Source organism: Pseudomonas sp. XWY-1, assembly GCF_002953115.1.
GTDB classification, from domain to species: Bacteria; Pseudomonadota; Gammaproteobacteria; order Pseudomonadales; family Pseudomonadaceae; genus Aquipseudomonas; species Aquipseudomonas alloputida.
Map to the genome: position 1 here is coordinate 1,896,912 of NZ_CP026332.1, position 15,388 is coordinate 1,912,299.

A 15,388-nucleotide genomic window follows, 5' to 3' on the forward strand; every position below is an offset into this window, starting at 1 on the left:
ACTTACAGACCTTCGCCCAGCACCCGGTCAATGCTGTCGACAAAGTAGTCCACGCTCGCACGGCTGGTGCACATCGGTGGCTTGATCTTGAGGATGTTCAGGTAGTCGCCGGTCGGCTGCATGAAGATGCCCAGATCACGCAGGCGATCGCACAGCATCATGGTTTCTTCGGTGGCCGGCTCCAGGGTGGTGCGGTCGCGCACCAGTTCCAGCCCCAGGTAGAAGCCCGAGCCATGTGCCGCGCCGGCCAGCGGGTGCTTGTCGACCAGCGCCTGCAGGCGTGCCTTGAAGTAGCGCCCGGTGTCACGGGCGTTGTCCCACAGGCCTTCCTCCTGCATGACATCCAGCACTGCCATGCCGATGCGGCAACTGAGCGGGCTGCCACCGGCCGAGGAGAAGAAGTAGCCCTCGGCCTCCAGCGCCTCGGCGATTTCGCGACGGGTGATGACCACGCCCAGCGGCTGGCCGTTACCCATGCCCTTGGCCATGGTAATGATGTCCGGCACCACGCCCTGTTCCTCGAAACCCCAGAAGTACTCGCCCAGGCGGCCATAGCCCACCTGCACTTCGTCGGCGATGCACACCCCGCCGCGGGCGCGGACCTTGGCATAGGCTGCGCGCAGGTAGCCTGCGGGCAGCGAGATACCGCCGGCATTGCCGTACACCGGTTCGCAGATGATGCCCGCCAGCTGACGGCCACGGGCGTCGAGGTCAGCCAGCTTGGCATCGACGTCTTGCAGGTAGTCGGCGGCGCTGTCGGCCCCGCGGAAGCGGCCGCGGAAGGTGTTCGGTGCTTCGACCGGGTGAACCCAGTCCGGGCGGGTTTCCAGGGCTTGCGGGTTGTCGGCGATCGACGTGGAGATGGCATCGGTGGCCACCGACCAGCCGTGGTAGGCCTCCAGCACACTGAGCAGATCGCGCCCGCCACTGTAGGCCCAGGCCAGGCGAATCGCCAGGTCGTTGGCCTCGGTGCCGCTGTTGACCATGAACACCCGGTCGAAACCTTCGGGGGCCAGGTCCAGCAGGCGCTCGGAGAATTCGGTGATTGCTGCGTAATGGAAGCGCGAGTTGGTGTTCAGCAGCGACCACTGCCGCGCCGACTCGGCAACCATGCGTGGATGGCCATGGCCCAGCACTGCGACGTTGTTGAGCATGTCCAGGTAGGAACGGCCCTGCATGTCGATCAGGTAGTTGCGCCAGCCACGCTCAATGTGCGGCGGTTGCGCGTAGTAGTGCTTCTGCGAGCGGGCGAAGCTGGCGTCGCGGCGGGCCAGCAGGGCTTGCGGATCGGGTAGCGGCTCGGCATCGCAATCGAAGCCCAGCAGGGCGGCCGGTGACGGGCACAGGGCCAGCCAGGCGGCGGCTTGTGACGGCGTGGCGAAGAGCGGCGGCTGGATGCCATTGTCCAGGCATACCTGCACGCTGAGGAAGCCGCAGCTGCTGCCCAGGGCCTGGCCTTTTTCCACGGCCTGGCCGTCTGCCGGTGCGTCTTCCAGGCCTTGCAGCCACAAAGCCCAATGCGGGGTGCGCAGGCAGCCCCGGCCGTCGCCGCTGTGCTGCCAGGTGCCGGCTGCCGGCGCTTGCACCGGGCTGCCGTTGGGCACATGCAGCTCGACGCCAAGGGCGCAGGTGGCGGGCTCCTCGGGGCGATCGATATGGGTCTGCGACAGGCGATACTGCCCGTGCAGGCTGCAGGCCGGGGCGGCTTGCGAGGTCAGCAGATGCTGGTCATAACCGGGTTGTTCCCAGTTGCCGGCCTCGAAGTGTTTGCTGAGTACTCCCAGGTCCACCCGTGTGACAGCCTGCCCGGCCAGCTCGGGGAGCAGGGGGGCACAGTCGTTCCAGTCCGGCGCCGCGGGTTGCAGGCCCGCAGCCTGCAGGATGGCCGCCTCCATCAGGGCGAAAGGCACGGCGGTGGCCGTGTCGAAAATTTCCCATTCGTGGGCAATGTTGTCGCGGGTGTACTGGTTGCCCGGGTCGACGGTTAGCTGTTGTTCGCTGCTCAGCACCAGCACGGCAGCGCGGTTCAGCACCAGCGGCCACAGGGCGCGCAGTTCGGCCTCGGTCAGCGGGTTGAGCGCCTGGTAGGCCTGCACGGCTGGCAGGATGCGCAGGGGGTCGCCCTCGGCGTGGTGCAACAGCGCAGCGCAGGTCACCGACAGGTCGGCGATACGCCAGGTGCGCAGCAGGTCGCCGAAATCGATCACGCCTTGCAGTTGCCACTGACGCTGGGCATCACGGGCCCACACGGTGTTGTCGTCGGTGATGTCCAGGTGCACGGCCTGACTGGGCAGTTGATCAACCAGCGGCATCAGGTGCTCGTTGGCCTGTCGCGTGGCGTGTTCGATGCGGGCGCGCTGCCCGCTGTCCTGCAGCACCGGTAGCAGGTGATCGATCAGTGCCCCGGCATGCTGCGGGTCCCATTGCAAGGTGCGCGCAAGGCCCGGGTGATCGAAATGGGCAAGCGCCTTGTCCAGCTTTGCACAGAGCCCGCCCAGTTCAGCCATCAGGCGCGGCTCCATGTGCTTGAGGCGGGTCAGCGGTTGGCCTTCGATGTAATCGAGCAGGCGCAGGCGCAGTGGTTGCGCGTCGATGTCCAGTTCCAGCAACCCCATGCCGTTGTGGGCTGAGCGCACGGCGGGTACCGGCAAACCTTGATCGCGCAGGAAGGCCAGGGCGGCGTGCTGGGCTTCAAGCTCCAGTTGGGCGTAGCTGCCGTGGCAGGCCTTCAGCACATAGCCACCCTGCGGTGTGACCACGCGAAAGTTCAGGTCTTGCTGGCTGCCCAGTACCGAAAGGTTGCCGGCAAGGCCATAGTGGGCCTGCAGCACGGCGTGTGCCTGGGCTTCGCTCAGCGTTGGGCTGGGCAGGCCGGAGCGCTGGATCAGGGTGGCCAGGGCAGGGGAAGCGGGCTGGTGTTGTGGACGGGACATGGGCTCTACCGTGGGTACTGGGAGTTGACGGCGGAGAATTTATGCCCGATTCGGCTGATGATGGAAGACGATTATTGTCAGAAAAATTGATCACCGCTGCTTGATTCTGTTGGCGTGGCAAGCAGATGGGCTAATTTTCTCGGCTGCCTGGCCCGGCCCTTTCGCGGGCACGCCCGCTCCCACAGGTATTTGCAAGTCTTGAAGACTGTGGTGATCCCGTGGGAGCGGGCGTGCCCGCGAAAGGGTCGGCCCTCACAGTACATTAATCAACCTTGATGCGAAGTCCCGAGGTCATCATCAGGATCGAAGCGATGATTTGGGCTGCAGCTCCAACGCCTTATGCACCACGCTCGCGGTGCTCGATCTCAAACACGCCGCAAGAATCAAGACGAACACGCACCCTTTCCCTACTAACCCCCAACCTCCAAAAACGCCGCCTCCAGCAACTGTCGGGTATACGGATGCTGCGGCGCATGGAAGATCGCCTGCGCGTCCCCTTGCTCCACCACATGCCCATGCTTGATCACCATCAACTGGTGACTCAACGCCTTCACCACCGCCAGGTCATGGCTGATGAACAGGTAGGTCAGGTTGTACTTTTGCTGCAGGTTACGCAGCAATTCCACCACCTGGCGCTGTACGGTGCGGTCCAGTGCGGACGTGGGTTCATCCAGCAGAATCAGTGCTGGCTTCAACACCAGCGCCCGGGCAATGGCAATGCGCTGGCGCTGCCCGCCGGAAAACTCATGGGGGTAGCGATGGCGCGTGCGCGGGTCCAGGCCTACTTCCTCCAGGGCCGCGATAATCGCCGCTTCCTGTTCCTGCGCGGTGCCAATGCGGTGAATGCGCAGCCCTTCACCGACAATGTCCGCCACGCACATGCGCGGGCTCAGGCTGCCAAACGGGTCCTGGAACACCACCTGCATTTCCCGCCGCAGGGGGCGCACGGCTTTCTGGTTCAGCCCTTCGAGGTTCTGCCCATGAAAGCGAATGCCGCCCTGGCTGGAAATCAGCCGCAGGATCGCCAGGCCCAATGTGGACTTGCCCGACCCGGATTCGCCAACAATGCCCAGCGTCTGGCCCTGGGGCAAGCTGAAGTTGACCCCATCCACCGCCTTCACATGGTCGACCGTGCGCTGCAGAAAGCCCTTCTTGATCGGGAACCAGACCTTGAGGTCATCCACCTCCAGCAACGGCGCGCCCACCGGGTTGTGCGCCGGCAGCCCGCTGGGCTCGGCATTGATCAGCATCTGGGTGTAGTGGTGCTGTGGCGAGCTGAACAGCGTGGCGCATTCGGCTTGCTCGACAATTTGCCCACGCTGCATCACGCACACGCGGTGAGCGATGCGGCGCACCAGGTTCAGGTCATGGCTGATCAGCAACAGGGCCATGCCCATACGCGCCTGCAATTCCTTGAGCAGCTCGAGGATCTTCAGCTGCACGGTCACATCCAGCGCCGTGGTCGGCTCGTCGGCAATCAGCAGCTCGGGCTCGTTGGCCAGCGCCATGGCGATCATTACCCGCTGGCGCTGCCCGCCCGACAATTCGTGGGGCAGGGCCTTGAGGCGCTTGTGCGGCTCTGGAATGCCGACCATATCCAGCAACTCCAGGGTACGCGCAGTCGCTTCCTTGCCGGTCAGGCCCTTGTGCATCAGGAGGATTTCGTTGATCTGCTTCTCGATGCAATGCAGCGGGTTGAGCGAGGTCATCGGCTCCTGGAAGATCATCGCAATGCGGTTGCCGCGAATGCGCTGCAGGGTCTTCTCATTCTGCTGCAGCAGGTCCTTGCCTTCGTAGCGGATGCTGCCGCTGGGGTGCCGGGCCAGGGGATAGGGCAGCAGGCGCAGGATCGAGTGCGCGGTGACCGATTTGCCCGAGCCACTTTCGCCCACCAGGGCCAGTGTCTCGCCTTTGCGAATATCGAAGCTGACGCCGTCAACCACCCGGTTGACCTGGTCCCCGGTCACGAACTCCACGGCCAGGTCCCGCACTTCGATCAGGTTCTGTTCACTCATGTCACTTCCTCGGGTCGAAGGCGTCGCGGGCGGATTCGCCGATGAACACCAGCAGGCTCAGCATCAGCGCCAGCACGGCAAAGGCGCTGATGCCCAGCCATGGCGCTTGCAGATTGGACTTGCCCTGCGCCACCAGTTCGCCCAGCGAGGGCGAACCGGCAGGCAGGCCGAAGCCGAGGAAGTCCAGGGCGGTGAGGGTGCCGATGGCGCCGGTGAGGATGAACGGCATGAAGGTCATGGTCGAGATCATCGCGTTGGGCAGGATGTGCCGGTACATGATTGCGCCGTTGCGCATGCCAAGGGCGCGTGCGGCGCGCACGTATTCCAGGTTGCGCCCGCGCAGGAACTCGGCGCGTACCACATCCACCAGGCTCATCCACGAGAACAGCAACATGATGCCCAGCAGCCACCAGAAGTTGGGTTGCACGAAGCTGGCCAGGATGATCAGCAGGTACAGCACAGGCAGGCCGGACCAGATTTCCAGAAAGCGTTGCCCGGCCAGGTCGACCCAGCCACCGTAGAACCCCTGCAGGGCGCCTGCGATGACGCCGATAATGGAGCTGGCCACGGTCAAGGTGAGGGCGAACAGAACCGAAATGCGGAAGCCGTAGATCACCCGCGCCAGCACGTCGCGGCCCTGGTCGTCGGTGCCCAGCCAGTTGTCCGCCGAAGGTGGGGCGGGGGCGGGGACACGCAGGTCATAGTTGATGCTCTGGTAGCTGAACGGGATGGGCGCCCACAGCACGAAGCTGTCTTTCTTCGCCAGCAGTTCGCGGATGTAGGGGCTCTTGTAGTTGGCTTCCAGCGGGAATTCCCCGCCGAAGGTGGTTTCCGGGTAACGCTTGAACGCCGGGAAGTACCATTGGCCGTCGTAACGTACGGCGATCGGTTTGTCGTTGGCGATCAGTTCGGCGCCCAGGCTCAGCCCGAACAGAATCAGGAACAGCCACAGCGACCACCAGCCACGGCGGTTGGCCTTGAAACGCTCGAAGCGCCGGCGGTTGAGGGGGGACAAGGCCATGTCAGTGCTCCCGGCTGGCAAAGTCGATGCGCGGATCGACCAAGGTGTAGGTCAGGTCGCCGATCAGTTTCACCACCAGCCCTAGCAGGGTGAAGATGAACAGGGTGCCGAAGACCACCGGGTAGTCGCGGTTGATGGCCGCTTCGAAACTCATCAGGCCCAGGCCGTCGAGGCTGAAGATCACCTCGATCAGCAAGGAGCCTGTGAAGAAGATGCCGATGAACGCCGAAGGGAAGCCGGCGATCACCAGCAGCATGGCGTTGCGGAACACGTGGCCGTACAGCACCCGTGATCGGCTCAGGCCCTTGGCCTTGGCGGTGACCACGTACTGTTTGTTGATTTCGTCGAGGAAGCTGTTCTTGGTCAGCAGGGTCATGGTGGCGAAGTTGCCGATGACCAGCGCGGTGATCGGCAGCACCAGGTGCCAGAAGTAGTCCAGCACCTTGCCGGTGGTGCTCAGTTCGTCGAAGTTGTTGGAGGTGAGGCCACGCAGCGGGAACCAGTCGAAGTAGCTGCCACCGGCGAAAAGCACGATCAGCAGTATGGCGAACAGGAACGCCGGGATGGCGTAGCCGACGATGATCGCCGAGCTGGTCCACACGTCGAAGTGGCTGCCGTGGCGCACGGCCTTGGCGATCCCCAGCGGGATCGACACCAGGTACATGATCAGCGTGCTCCACAGCCCCAGCGAGATCGAAACCGGCATCTTCTCGGCGATCAGGTCGATCACCTTGGCGTCGCGGAAGAAGCTGTCGCCGAAGTCCAGCTGGGCGTAGTTCTTGACCATGATCCACAGGCGCTCGGGCGGCGACTTGTCGAAGCCGTACATGCGCTCGATTTCAGCGATCAGCGCCGGGTCCAGGCCCTGGGCGCCGCGGTAGCTGGAGCCGGCCACGGAAACCTCGGCACCGCCACCGGCAATGCGGCTGGTGGCGCCTTCGAAGCCTTCGAGCTTGGCGATCATTTGCTCGACCGGGCCACCGGGGGCGGCCTGGACGATGATGAAGTTGATGATGAGGATGCCGAACAGGGTCGGGATGATCAGCAGCAGGCGGCGCAGGATGTAGGCCAGCATCTTAGTTGGCCTCGTCCGCAGGCGCTTCGCTGACCGCCGGGGTTACATCGGGCTTGATCCACCAGGTGTCGATGCCGATGTCGTACTTGGGCGACACGTTCGGGTGGCCGATGTGGTTCCAGTAGGCCACACGCCAGGTCTTGATGTGCCAGTTGGGGATCACGTAATAGCCCCACAGCAGCACGCGGTCGAGGGCGCGGCAGTGGTCGATCAGGCTCTGCCGAGAGTCGGCGTTGATCAGCTGGTCCACCAGTTGGTCGATGGCCGGGTCGCGCAGGCCGATGAAGTTGCGGCTGCCGGGGTTGTCGGCGGCGGCGCTGGACCAGAACTCGCGCTGCTCGTTGCCTGGCGAGTTGGATTGCGGGTAGCCGCCAACGATCATGTCGTAGTCACGCGAACGCAGGCGGGTTATGTACTGCGAAACGTCGACGCGGCGAATGTTCAGCTCGATACCGAGGTCGGCAAGGTTGCGCTTGAACGGCAGCAGAATGCGTTCGAACTCGGTCTGCGCCAGCAGGAACTCGATGCTTGCCGGCTTGCCTTGGGCGTCGACCATCTTGTCGTCGACGATTTTCCAGCCGGCTTCCTGCAACAGTTTGTAGGCCTGGCGCTGTTGCTCGCGGATCATGCCGCTGCCGTCACTGACCGGGTTGTGGAAGACCTCGGTAAATACTTGCTCGGGCACTTTGCCGCGCAGTGGTTCGAGGATTTTCAGCTCGTTGGGGCTGGGCAGGCCGCGGGCGGCCATTTCCGAGTTCTCGAAGTAGCTGCCGGTACGGGTGTAGGCGCCGTTGAACAACTGCTTGTTGGTCCACTCGTAGTCCAGCAGCAGGCTCAGGGCCTGGCGCACACGCACATCCTGGAACACCGGGCGGCGGATGTTGAAAATGAAGCCCTGCATACCGGTGGGGTTGCCGTTGGGCAGCTCTTCCTTGATCAGGCGACCTTCGCGCACGGCGGGCACGTTGTAAGCGGTGGCCCAGTTCTTGGCACTGACTTCCAGGCCATAGTCGAATGCCCCGGCCTTGAGGGCCTCCAGGGCGACGGTGGTGTCGCGGTAGGAGTCGAACGTCATGGCATCGAAGTTGTAGAAGCCGCGGTTGATGGGCAGGTCCTTGGCCCAGTAGTCCTTGACCCGTTCGTAGCGCACCGAGCGCCCGGCCTTGACCTTGGCGACCTTGTACGGGCCGCTGCCCAACGGGATTTCCAGGTTGCCGCGGTTGAACTCGCGGTTTTCGTACCAGTGCTTGGGCAGTACCGGCAGCTGGCCGAGAATCAGTGGCAGCTCGCGGTTGTTCTTGTGTTTGAACTTGAACAGCACCTTCAGCGGTTCTTCGGCGACCACTTCGGCGACGTCGGCGTAGTACTGGCGGTACAGTGGGGCGCCGTCCTTGATCAGGGCGTTGAACGTGAACACCACGTCGTCGGCGCGCATCGGATGGCCGTCATGGAAGCGCGCTTCGGGGCGCAGGTAGAAGCGCACCCAGCTGTTGTCCGGGGCCTTTTCGATCTTGCCGGCAACCAGGCCGTATTCGGTGAACGGTTCATCCTGGCTCTGGCGCATCAGGGTGTCGTAGATAATGCCGATGTTCTCCGCCGCCACGCCTTTGTTGATGAACGGGTTGAGGCTGTCGAAGCCGCCGAAGCTGGACTGGCGGAAGGTGCCGCCCTTGGGCGCATCCGGGTTGACGTAGTCGAAGTGCTTGAAGTCGGCGGGGTACTTGGGTGGCTCATCGTAAAGGGTGAGCGCGTGCTGCGGTGCGGCCAGCGCGGGAAGGCTCAGGCAGGCGAGCAACAGGCTGCCTGCCAGCCGGCGCAGACGGTGCGTTGGCGTCATTGGGCTTTCTCCGAAGTCTTGATCCACCAGCTATTCAGCCCAAGGGTGTAGGCCGGCGTGGTGACGAAGGCGAACCGGTTGCGGTAGGCCAGGCGATGGTTGTCGAGGTACCAGTTGGGGATCATGTAGTAGTGCCATGAGAGCACGCGGTCCAGGGCGCGGGCAGCGGCGACCTGGTCATCGCGGGTGCGGGCGGCGAGCAGGGTGTCGAGCAGGTGGTCGACCACCGGGTCCTTGACCCCAGCATAGTTCTTGCTGCCCTTTGTCGCGGCCTGGCTGGAATGGAAATACAGCCATTGTTCGAGGCCGGGGCTGAGGGTCTGGTTCAGGGTCATCAGAATCATGTCGAAATCGAACTGGTCCAGGCGTTGTTTGTACTGGGCACGGTCCACGGTGCGCAAGCGCGCATCGATGCCGATGCTGGACAGGTTTTCGACATAAGGTTGCAGGATGCGTTCAAGGTTGGGGTTTACCAGCAGCAGTTCCATGCGCAATTGCTGGCCCTTGCTGTCGACCAGGCGCTGGCCGTGCAGCTTCCAGCCGGCCTCGGCGAGCAGGCCCAGGGCCTGGCGCAGGGTCTGGCGGCTGATACCCCGGCCATCGGTGTGGCTGACCTTGTACGGTTCGCTGAACAGCTTGGCCGGCAACTGGTCACGGAATGGCGCCAGCAGCAGCCACTCCTTGCCGGTGGGCAGGCCGCTGGCGGCGAACTCGCTGTTTGGGTAGTAGCTGGTCGAGCGGCGGTAGGCGCTGCTGAACAGCGCGCGGTTGGTCCACTCGAAGTCCAGCATCAGACCCAGCGCCTGGCGTACCCGCGGGTCACTGAACGCGGCCCGGCGGCTGTTCATGAACAGGCCCTGTGTTTGCGTGGGGATGCTGTGCGGGATTTGTGCCTTGATCACTTCACCCCGGCGCACGGCAGGGAAGTTGTAACCGTTGGCCCAGTTTTTTGCCTGGTGCTCGATATAGATGTCGAACTCGCCGGCCTTGAAGGCTTCAAAGGCCACCGTCGCGTCACGATAGAACTCGTATTCGACCCGATTGAAATTGTACTTGCCACGGTTGACCGCCAGGTCTTTGCCCCAGTAGTTCTTCACCCGTTCGAACACCAGTCGTCGTCCGGGTTGTACCTGGGTGATGCGGTAGGGGCCGCTGCCCAAGGGGGGCTCGAAGGTGGTGGCCTTGAAGTCGCGCTTCTGCCAGTAGTGTTTGGGCAGCACCGGCATTTCGCCCAGGCGCAGGATCAGCAGCGGGTTGCCGGCGCGTTTGAATACGAAGCGGATGCGTAGCGGGCCGAGGATGTCTACCCGCTGCACTTCCTGCAGGTTGGTGCGGTAGATCGGGTGGCCATCCTTGAGCAGCGTGCGGTACGAGAAGGCCACGTCAGCCGAGGTGATGGGCTGGCCGTCATGCCAGCGGGCTTCGGGGCGCAGGTTGAACACCACCCAGCTGCGGTCCTCGCTGTACTCCACCGAGCGGGCGATCAGGCCATAGCTGGAGGTTGGCTCGTCACCGGACGGGTCGTACTGGCCCGTGCCGACCATCAGTGGCTCGTTCAGCTCGCTGATGCCGTACTGCTGGAAATTGGGCGTGGTAATCGGGCTCGACCCTTTGAAGGTGTAGGGGTTGAGCGTGTCGAAGGTACCAAAAGCCATGGCCCGCAACGTGCCGCCCTTGGGCGCTTGCGGGTTGACCCAGTCGAAGTGGGTGAAGGTGGCTGGGTACTTGAGCGTGCCGAACTGCGCGTATCCGTGGCTTTCGCTCACGATCGCGGCTGCGGGAAAGCTCAAGGCCAGGCTGAGTGACAGCAGGAGGGGACGTATCAAATCGGCATCCGATCCAGAGGCGTTGGGCTTTGATCGAGTACAGTAACAGCTTGGTGGGGTTGGAAAAAGAGAGGGGCTGGGGTTTTCCAGTGGCTGGGTTTTCAGGCCCATTCGCGGGCGCGCCCGCTCCCACAGGTACGGCACCGGCTTTGGGGGCTGTGAAAAACCTCTGGGAGTGGGCGTGCCCGCGAATGGGCTGCAAAGCAGCCCCTGTAACGACTCAATGCCCGAGGTAGACGGTCAGGGTCTGGCCTGGCTTGAGGGCGTGGCCGCTGCGTGGATTCCAGCGCTTGAGGTGCTTCATTTCCACATTGAAGCGCTTGGCCACCAGGTACAGAGAATCGCCCTTGCGGACCTTGTATTGCGTGGAGCGCTTCCCGGAGGCAGCAACCCGGTTGCCGGCGGCGCTTGGCGCACTGCCACCACGCAGGGCCAGAACCTGGCCAGCGCGTAGACTGTTGCCGGACAAACGGTTCCAGCGCTTGATGTCCTTGACCGATACACGGTTGGCCTTGGCGATGACGCTCAGGTTATCGCCACGCTTGACCCGGTAGCTGCGTGCCCCCACCGGTGCCTTGGCTTCGGCCACGGCCCGGGCAAACGCTGCTTTCGGGGGTTGCAGGCTGACCAGTTGCTCCGGGTTGAGGTTGGACAGGCTGGCACTGAGCAACTGCGCCTTGGCGGTGGGCACCAGCAGCTGTTTCGGGCCATCGACGGTCATGCGCTTCTTGAATGCCGGGTTGAGCTGGATCAGCTCGTCCTCGTCGATGTTGGCAAAGGCCGCGACCCGGGAAAGGTCCAGACGGTCATTGATCGCCACCGCTTCGAAGTACGGTTCGTTGGCGATCGGGGTGAGATTGACACCATAGGCTTCTGGCGTGGACACCACCTGCGACAGTGCCAGCAACTTGGGCACGTAGTCGCGGGTTTCCTGTGGCAGCGGCAGGTTCCAGTAGTCGGTCGGCAGGCCGAGCCTTTCGTTGCGCTCGATGGCTCGGCTGACGGTGCCTTCGCCGGCATTGTAGGCCGCCAGGGCCAACAGCCAGTCGCCGTTGAACATGTCGTGCAGGCGGGTCAGGTAGTCCAGCGCGGCGTTGGTCGACGCGGTGACATCGCGGCGGCCGTCATAGAAGTTGGTCTGGCGCAGGTTGAAGTGGCGACCGGTAGCCGGCATGAACTGCCACATGCCGGCAGCGCTGGCGCGTGAGTAGGCCATGGGGTTGTAGGCACTTTCGATGGCTGGCAGCAGGGCCAGTTCCAGCGGCATGTCGCGTTCTTCAAGGCGCTCGACGATGTAGTGCAGGTAGAGGCTGCCACGCTCCCCGGCGCTTTCGATGAAGGTCGGGTTGCTGGCGAACCACAAGCGCTGCTGCTCGATGCGCGGGTTGACGTCGATGCTGTCCTGCAGGGCGAAGCCCTGGCGCATGCGCTCCCAGACATCCTGCGGCGCCTGTTCGGCTGGCTTGACCAGCAGTGGTGAAGGTTTGTGCTTGATCCGTGCCTGGTAGTTGTGCGCGCGAACGCTATCGGATTCGTCGAGCTGACGGGTGCTCTGGCAGCCCACCAGCGTGGCGGCCAGGGCCAGCGCGCTGATTTGGGCCAGGCGCGTCAGGGCGGCGGAATGAGAGGTTCTGCGGCTACGGGAAGACATCGGCTGACACGGGTATCCGGGCGAAAAATTTCGGCGATTCTAGAAACCGCTCCGGCCCCGGTCAACCTTCGACCCTCACTTGCGATATATCTTGCGGTTATCAGAAGGTGTCCTTCCAAGACCTCAAGGCAGCAAAAACAGCGACATGCGAGGTGTTTGAATGTCCCTTCCATTCGTCTGCTTTTTGTTTAACTAATGTTTCAGCGGTACGCAGAAAGGGGTTGGTCAGGCGCTCCAGGCCGATCGTTGAGGGCAAGCTGATGCGATTTTCGGCGCGCAAACGGGTAACGTCCTCGAAGCGTTGCTGAACGTGCGGGTTGGTCGGTTCCACAGCCTTGGCGAAGCGCAGGTTGCTGAGGGTGTATTCATGGGCGCAGTACACTTGTGTCTGCTCCGGCAGGGCCGCCAGGCGGGCGAGGGCGGGCTGCATCTGTTCGGGTGTACCTTCGAACATGCGCCCGCAACCGGCGGCGAACAGGGTGTCGCCACTGAACAGGATGGGCGTTGCTGGCTGGTCGCTGAAGAAGGCGATATGCCCCAGGGTGTGGCCGGGTACTGCCAGTACCTGGAAGGTCACACCCAGCACGTCCACCCTGTCGCCTTCGTCCAGTGGCAGGTCGCGGCCGGGAATGCGCTCGTTGGCAGGGCCACAGACCCGTGCGCCGGTCAATTGCCTGAGCCGTTCCACCCCACCGACATGGTCATTGTGGTGGTGGGTGACGAGGATGTCGCTCAGCACCCATTCGGGGTTGGCAGCAAGCCAGCGCTCCACTGGGCCGGCATCGCCCGGGTCGACCACCGCACAACGGCGTTTGGCAGTATCCTGTAACAACCAGATGTAGTTGTCGGAGAAAGCGGGGAGAGCTTCGATCTGTATCATGGTGCGGATCCGATTCGCCTAGCGTGGCACATGAGGGCATCTTAGCCGCGATGGCGCGGTGGGAGAACCTTCGAGGGAGAGCGCAATGACCGACCAAGCCTTTGCCCAGGCCGACCCGGACTGGGTCGAGCTGATCAGCCTGGCCCGTGAGTGGTTCAACGGCCCACTTGGGCAACTGATGCTCAAGGAGGAGGACAAACTGCTGGAAGAAGAGCTCGGGCGCTTCTTTGGCGGTTATCTCGTGCATTACGGGCCCTGCGCCGAGCCACCGCCCAGAGCCCCCCAGGTGCAGCGTAACGTGCGCCTTGGTGCGCCCTTGCCGGGTGTGGAGATTGTCTGCGAAGAACAAGCCTGGCCGTTGAGCGAGCACGCTGCCGACGTGGTGGTGCTGCAGCATGGCCTGGACTTCTGCCTGTCGCCCCATGGCCTGCTGCGCGAGGCCGCCAGTGCCGTACGCCCGGGCGGGCACCTGCTGATCGTGGGGATCAACCCCTGGAGCAGCTGGGGCATGCGCCATTTCTTCAGTCACGGTGCTCTGCGCAAGGCGCGCTGCATCTCGCCGTCACGGGTTGGCGACTGGCTCAACCTGCTTGGCTTCGCGCTGGAGAAACGCCGCTTCGGGTGCTATCGTCCGCCGCTTGCCTCACCAGCCTGGCAGCAACGCCTGGAGGGCTGGGAACGACTGGCCGGCGGCTGGCAGGGCTCCGGTGGCGGGGTGTACCTGCTGGTGGCGCGCAAGATGGTGGTAGGCCTGCGGCCTTTGCGGCCGGAACGCCGCGAGCCAATGGGCAAGCTGCTGCCGCTGCCACTGGCGAAGGTCAACCGCACCGCAGCCAACCCCGAAACTGACAAGCACTGAATTCAAGAGTGGTACATGAGCGATAGCGTCGAGATGTTTACTGATGGTGCCTGCAAGGGCAACCCTGGCCCGGGTGGCTGGGGCGTGCTGATGATCTACAAGGGCGTCGAGAAGGAACTGTGGGGCGGCGAACGTGAGACCACCAACAACCGCATGGAGCTGATGGCCGCGATCCAGGGCCTGATGTCGCTCAAGCGTGAATGCGAGGTGGTGCTGACCACCGACTCGCAGTACGTGATGAAGGGCATCAACGAATGGATGGTCAACTGGAAGAAGCGCGGCTGGAAGACCGCCGCCAAGGAGCCGGTGAAGAACGCTGACTTGTGGCAGCAGCTCGATGAGCAGGTCAACCGCCACAAGGTGATCTGGAAGTGGGTGCGCGGCCATATTGGCCACCCCGGCAACGAACGCGCCGACCAGCTGGCCAACCGTGGGGTCGATGAGGTGCGCGCCCAGCGTTGAGCTGGGGTACAATCGCGGCCTTTGTAACGGATGCAAGTTGGAGCGCCCGCGTGGAGCAGCAGCAAGATAAACGGTTCGTCATTCTCGATACCGAAACCACGGGTATGCCGGTTGGCGAAGGCCACCGGATCATCGAGATCGGCTGTGTCGAGGTCATCGGCCGGCGCCTGACCGGGCGGCACTTCCACGTCTACCTGCAGCCCGACCGCGAGAGTGACGAGGGCGCGATCAACGTTCACGGCATCACGGATGCCTTCCTGGTCGGCAAGCCACGTTTTGGCGATGTCGCCGAGGAGTTCTTCCAGTTCATCCAGGGCGCCACGCTGGTCATCCACAACGCGGCGTTCGACGTTGGCTTCATCAACAACGAATTCGCCTTGCTGGGCCAGCAGGACCGCGCTGACATTTCGCAGCACTGCACCATTCTGGACACCCTGCTGCTGGCACGTTCGCGCCACCCGGGGCAGCGCAACAGCCTGGATGCGCTGTGCAAACGCTACGACATCGACAACTCGGGCCGTGAGTTGCACGGCGCACTGCTCGACTCGGAACTGCTGGCCGACGTTTACCTGGCAATGACCGGTGGCCAGACCAGCCTGTCGTTGGCTGGGAATGGCGCAGATACCGAAGAGGACGGGCAGGGCGCTGGCGGCAGCGAGATCCGCCGGATTGTCGGGCGTGCGCCAGGGCGGGTGATCATGGCCAGCGCTGAAGAGCTGGAGGCGCATGCCGAGCGGCTGGCGGCCATTGCCAAGTCGGCGGGTGGGCCTTCGCTGTGGCAGGCCCTGACTGAGACACCAGCCGGCTGATCTTTCGCCCTGCAACAGAA

Annotated in this window: 11 protein-coding genes; 3 read left to right on the plus strand and 8 right to left on the minus strand. The window is 63.6% G+C overall.

Annotated elements, in window-relative coordinates:
- Window positions 1-2: 2 nt before the first annotated feature.
- The 8 genes from PRJ_RS08950 to gloB all read right to left on the minus strand — a co-directional run bounded on the left by PRJ_RS08950 (window position 3) and on the right by gloB (window position 13,238).
- Complete coding sequence (locus tag PRJ_RS08950) at window positions 3-2,933, minus strand: aminotransferase (RefSeq protein WP_104961136.1); 2,931 nt, start codon at window positions 2,931-2,933, stop codon at window positions 3-5.
- Window positions 2,934-3,343: 410 nt separating this feature from the next.
- The gene (locus PRJ_RS08955; protein ID WP_104961137.1) at window positions 3,344-4,948 is read right to left on the minus strand and encodes an ABC transporter ATP-binding protein; all 1,605 of its coding nucleotides are present in this window, start codon (window positions 4,946-4,948) and stop codon (window positions 3,344-3,346) included.
- 1 nt (window position 4,949) lies between these two features.
- A complete protein-coding gene (locus PRJ_RS08960) occupies window positions 4,950-5,969 on the minus strand; it encodes an ABC transporter permease (RefSeq protein WP_003251467.1) in 1,020 nt (339 codons plus the stop codon).
- 1 nt (window position 5,970) lies between these two features.
- Window positions 5,971-7,044, minus strand: a complete 1,074-nt coding sequence (locus PRJ_RS08965) for a microcin C ABC transporter permease YejB (protein ID WP_010954918.1) — start codon at window positions 7,042-7,044, stop codon at window positions 5,971-5,973.
- Window position 7,045: 1 nt separating this feature from the next.
- Window positions 7,046-8,881 carry an extracellular solute-binding protein gene (locus PRJ_RS08970; RefSeq protein WP_019437936.1) on the minus strand — a complete coding sequence of 612 codons (1,836 nt, stop codon included), beginning with the start codon at window positions 8,879-8,881 and terminating at the stop codon, window positions 7,046-7,048.
- Window positions 8,878-10,707 carry an extracellular solute-binding protein gene (locus PRJ_RS08975; protein WP_104961138.1) on the minus strand — a complete coding sequence of 610 codons (1,830 nt, stop codon included), beginning with the start codon at window positions 10,705-10,707 and terminating at the stop codon, window positions 8,878-8,880. The genes PRJ_RS08970 and PRJ_RS08975 overlap by 4 nt, the downstream gene beginning before the upstream one ends.
- Window positions 10,708-10,927: 220 nt before the next feature.
- The gene (locus tag PRJ_RS08980) at window positions 10,928-12,358 is read right to left on the minus strand and encodes a lytic transglycosylase domain-containing protein (RefSeq protein WP_104961139.1); all 1,431 of its coding nucleotides are present in this window, start codon (window positions 12,356-12,358) and stop codon (window positions 10,928-10,930) included.
- Between the two features lie 100 nt (window positions 12,359-12,458).
- A complete protein-coding gene (gene gloB, locus PRJ_RS08985) occupies window positions 12,459-13,238 on the minus strand; it encodes a hydroxyacylglutathione hydrolase (RefSeq protein ID WP_104961140.1) in 780 nt (259 codons plus the stop codon).
- 85 nt (window positions 13,239-13,323) lie between these two features.
- Between gloB and PRJ_RS08990 the strand changes: the two genes are divergently transcribed.
- The 3 genes from PRJ_RS08990 to dnaQ are packed head-to-tail and all read left to right on the plus strand — an operon-like array spanning window position 13,324 to window position 15,368.
- On the plus strand, window positions 13,324-14,097 hold the full coding sequence (locus tag PRJ_RS08990) for a class I SAM-dependent methyltransferase (RefSeq protein WP_003251461.1): 774 nt from the start codon (window positions 13,324-13,326) through the stop codon (window positions 14,095-14,097).
- 15 nt (window positions 14,098-14,112) lie between these two features.
- Window positions 14,113-14,559 carry a ribonuclease HI gene (rnhA, locus tag PRJ_RS08995; RefSeq protein ID WP_020190374.1) on the plus strand — a complete coding sequence of 149 codons (447 nt, stop codon included), beginning with the start codon at window positions 14,113-14,115 and terminating at the stop codon, window positions 14,557-14,559.
- 50 nt (window positions 14,560-14,609) lie between these two features.
- Window positions 14,610-15,368 (plus strand): DNA polymerase III subunit epsilon, encoded by a 759-nt coding sequence (gene dnaQ / locus PRJ_RS09000; RefSeq protein WP_010954912.1) that lies wholly within the window; start codon window positions 14,610-14,612, stop codon window positions 15,366-15,368.
- Window positions 15,369-15,388: the final 20 nt, after the last annotated feature.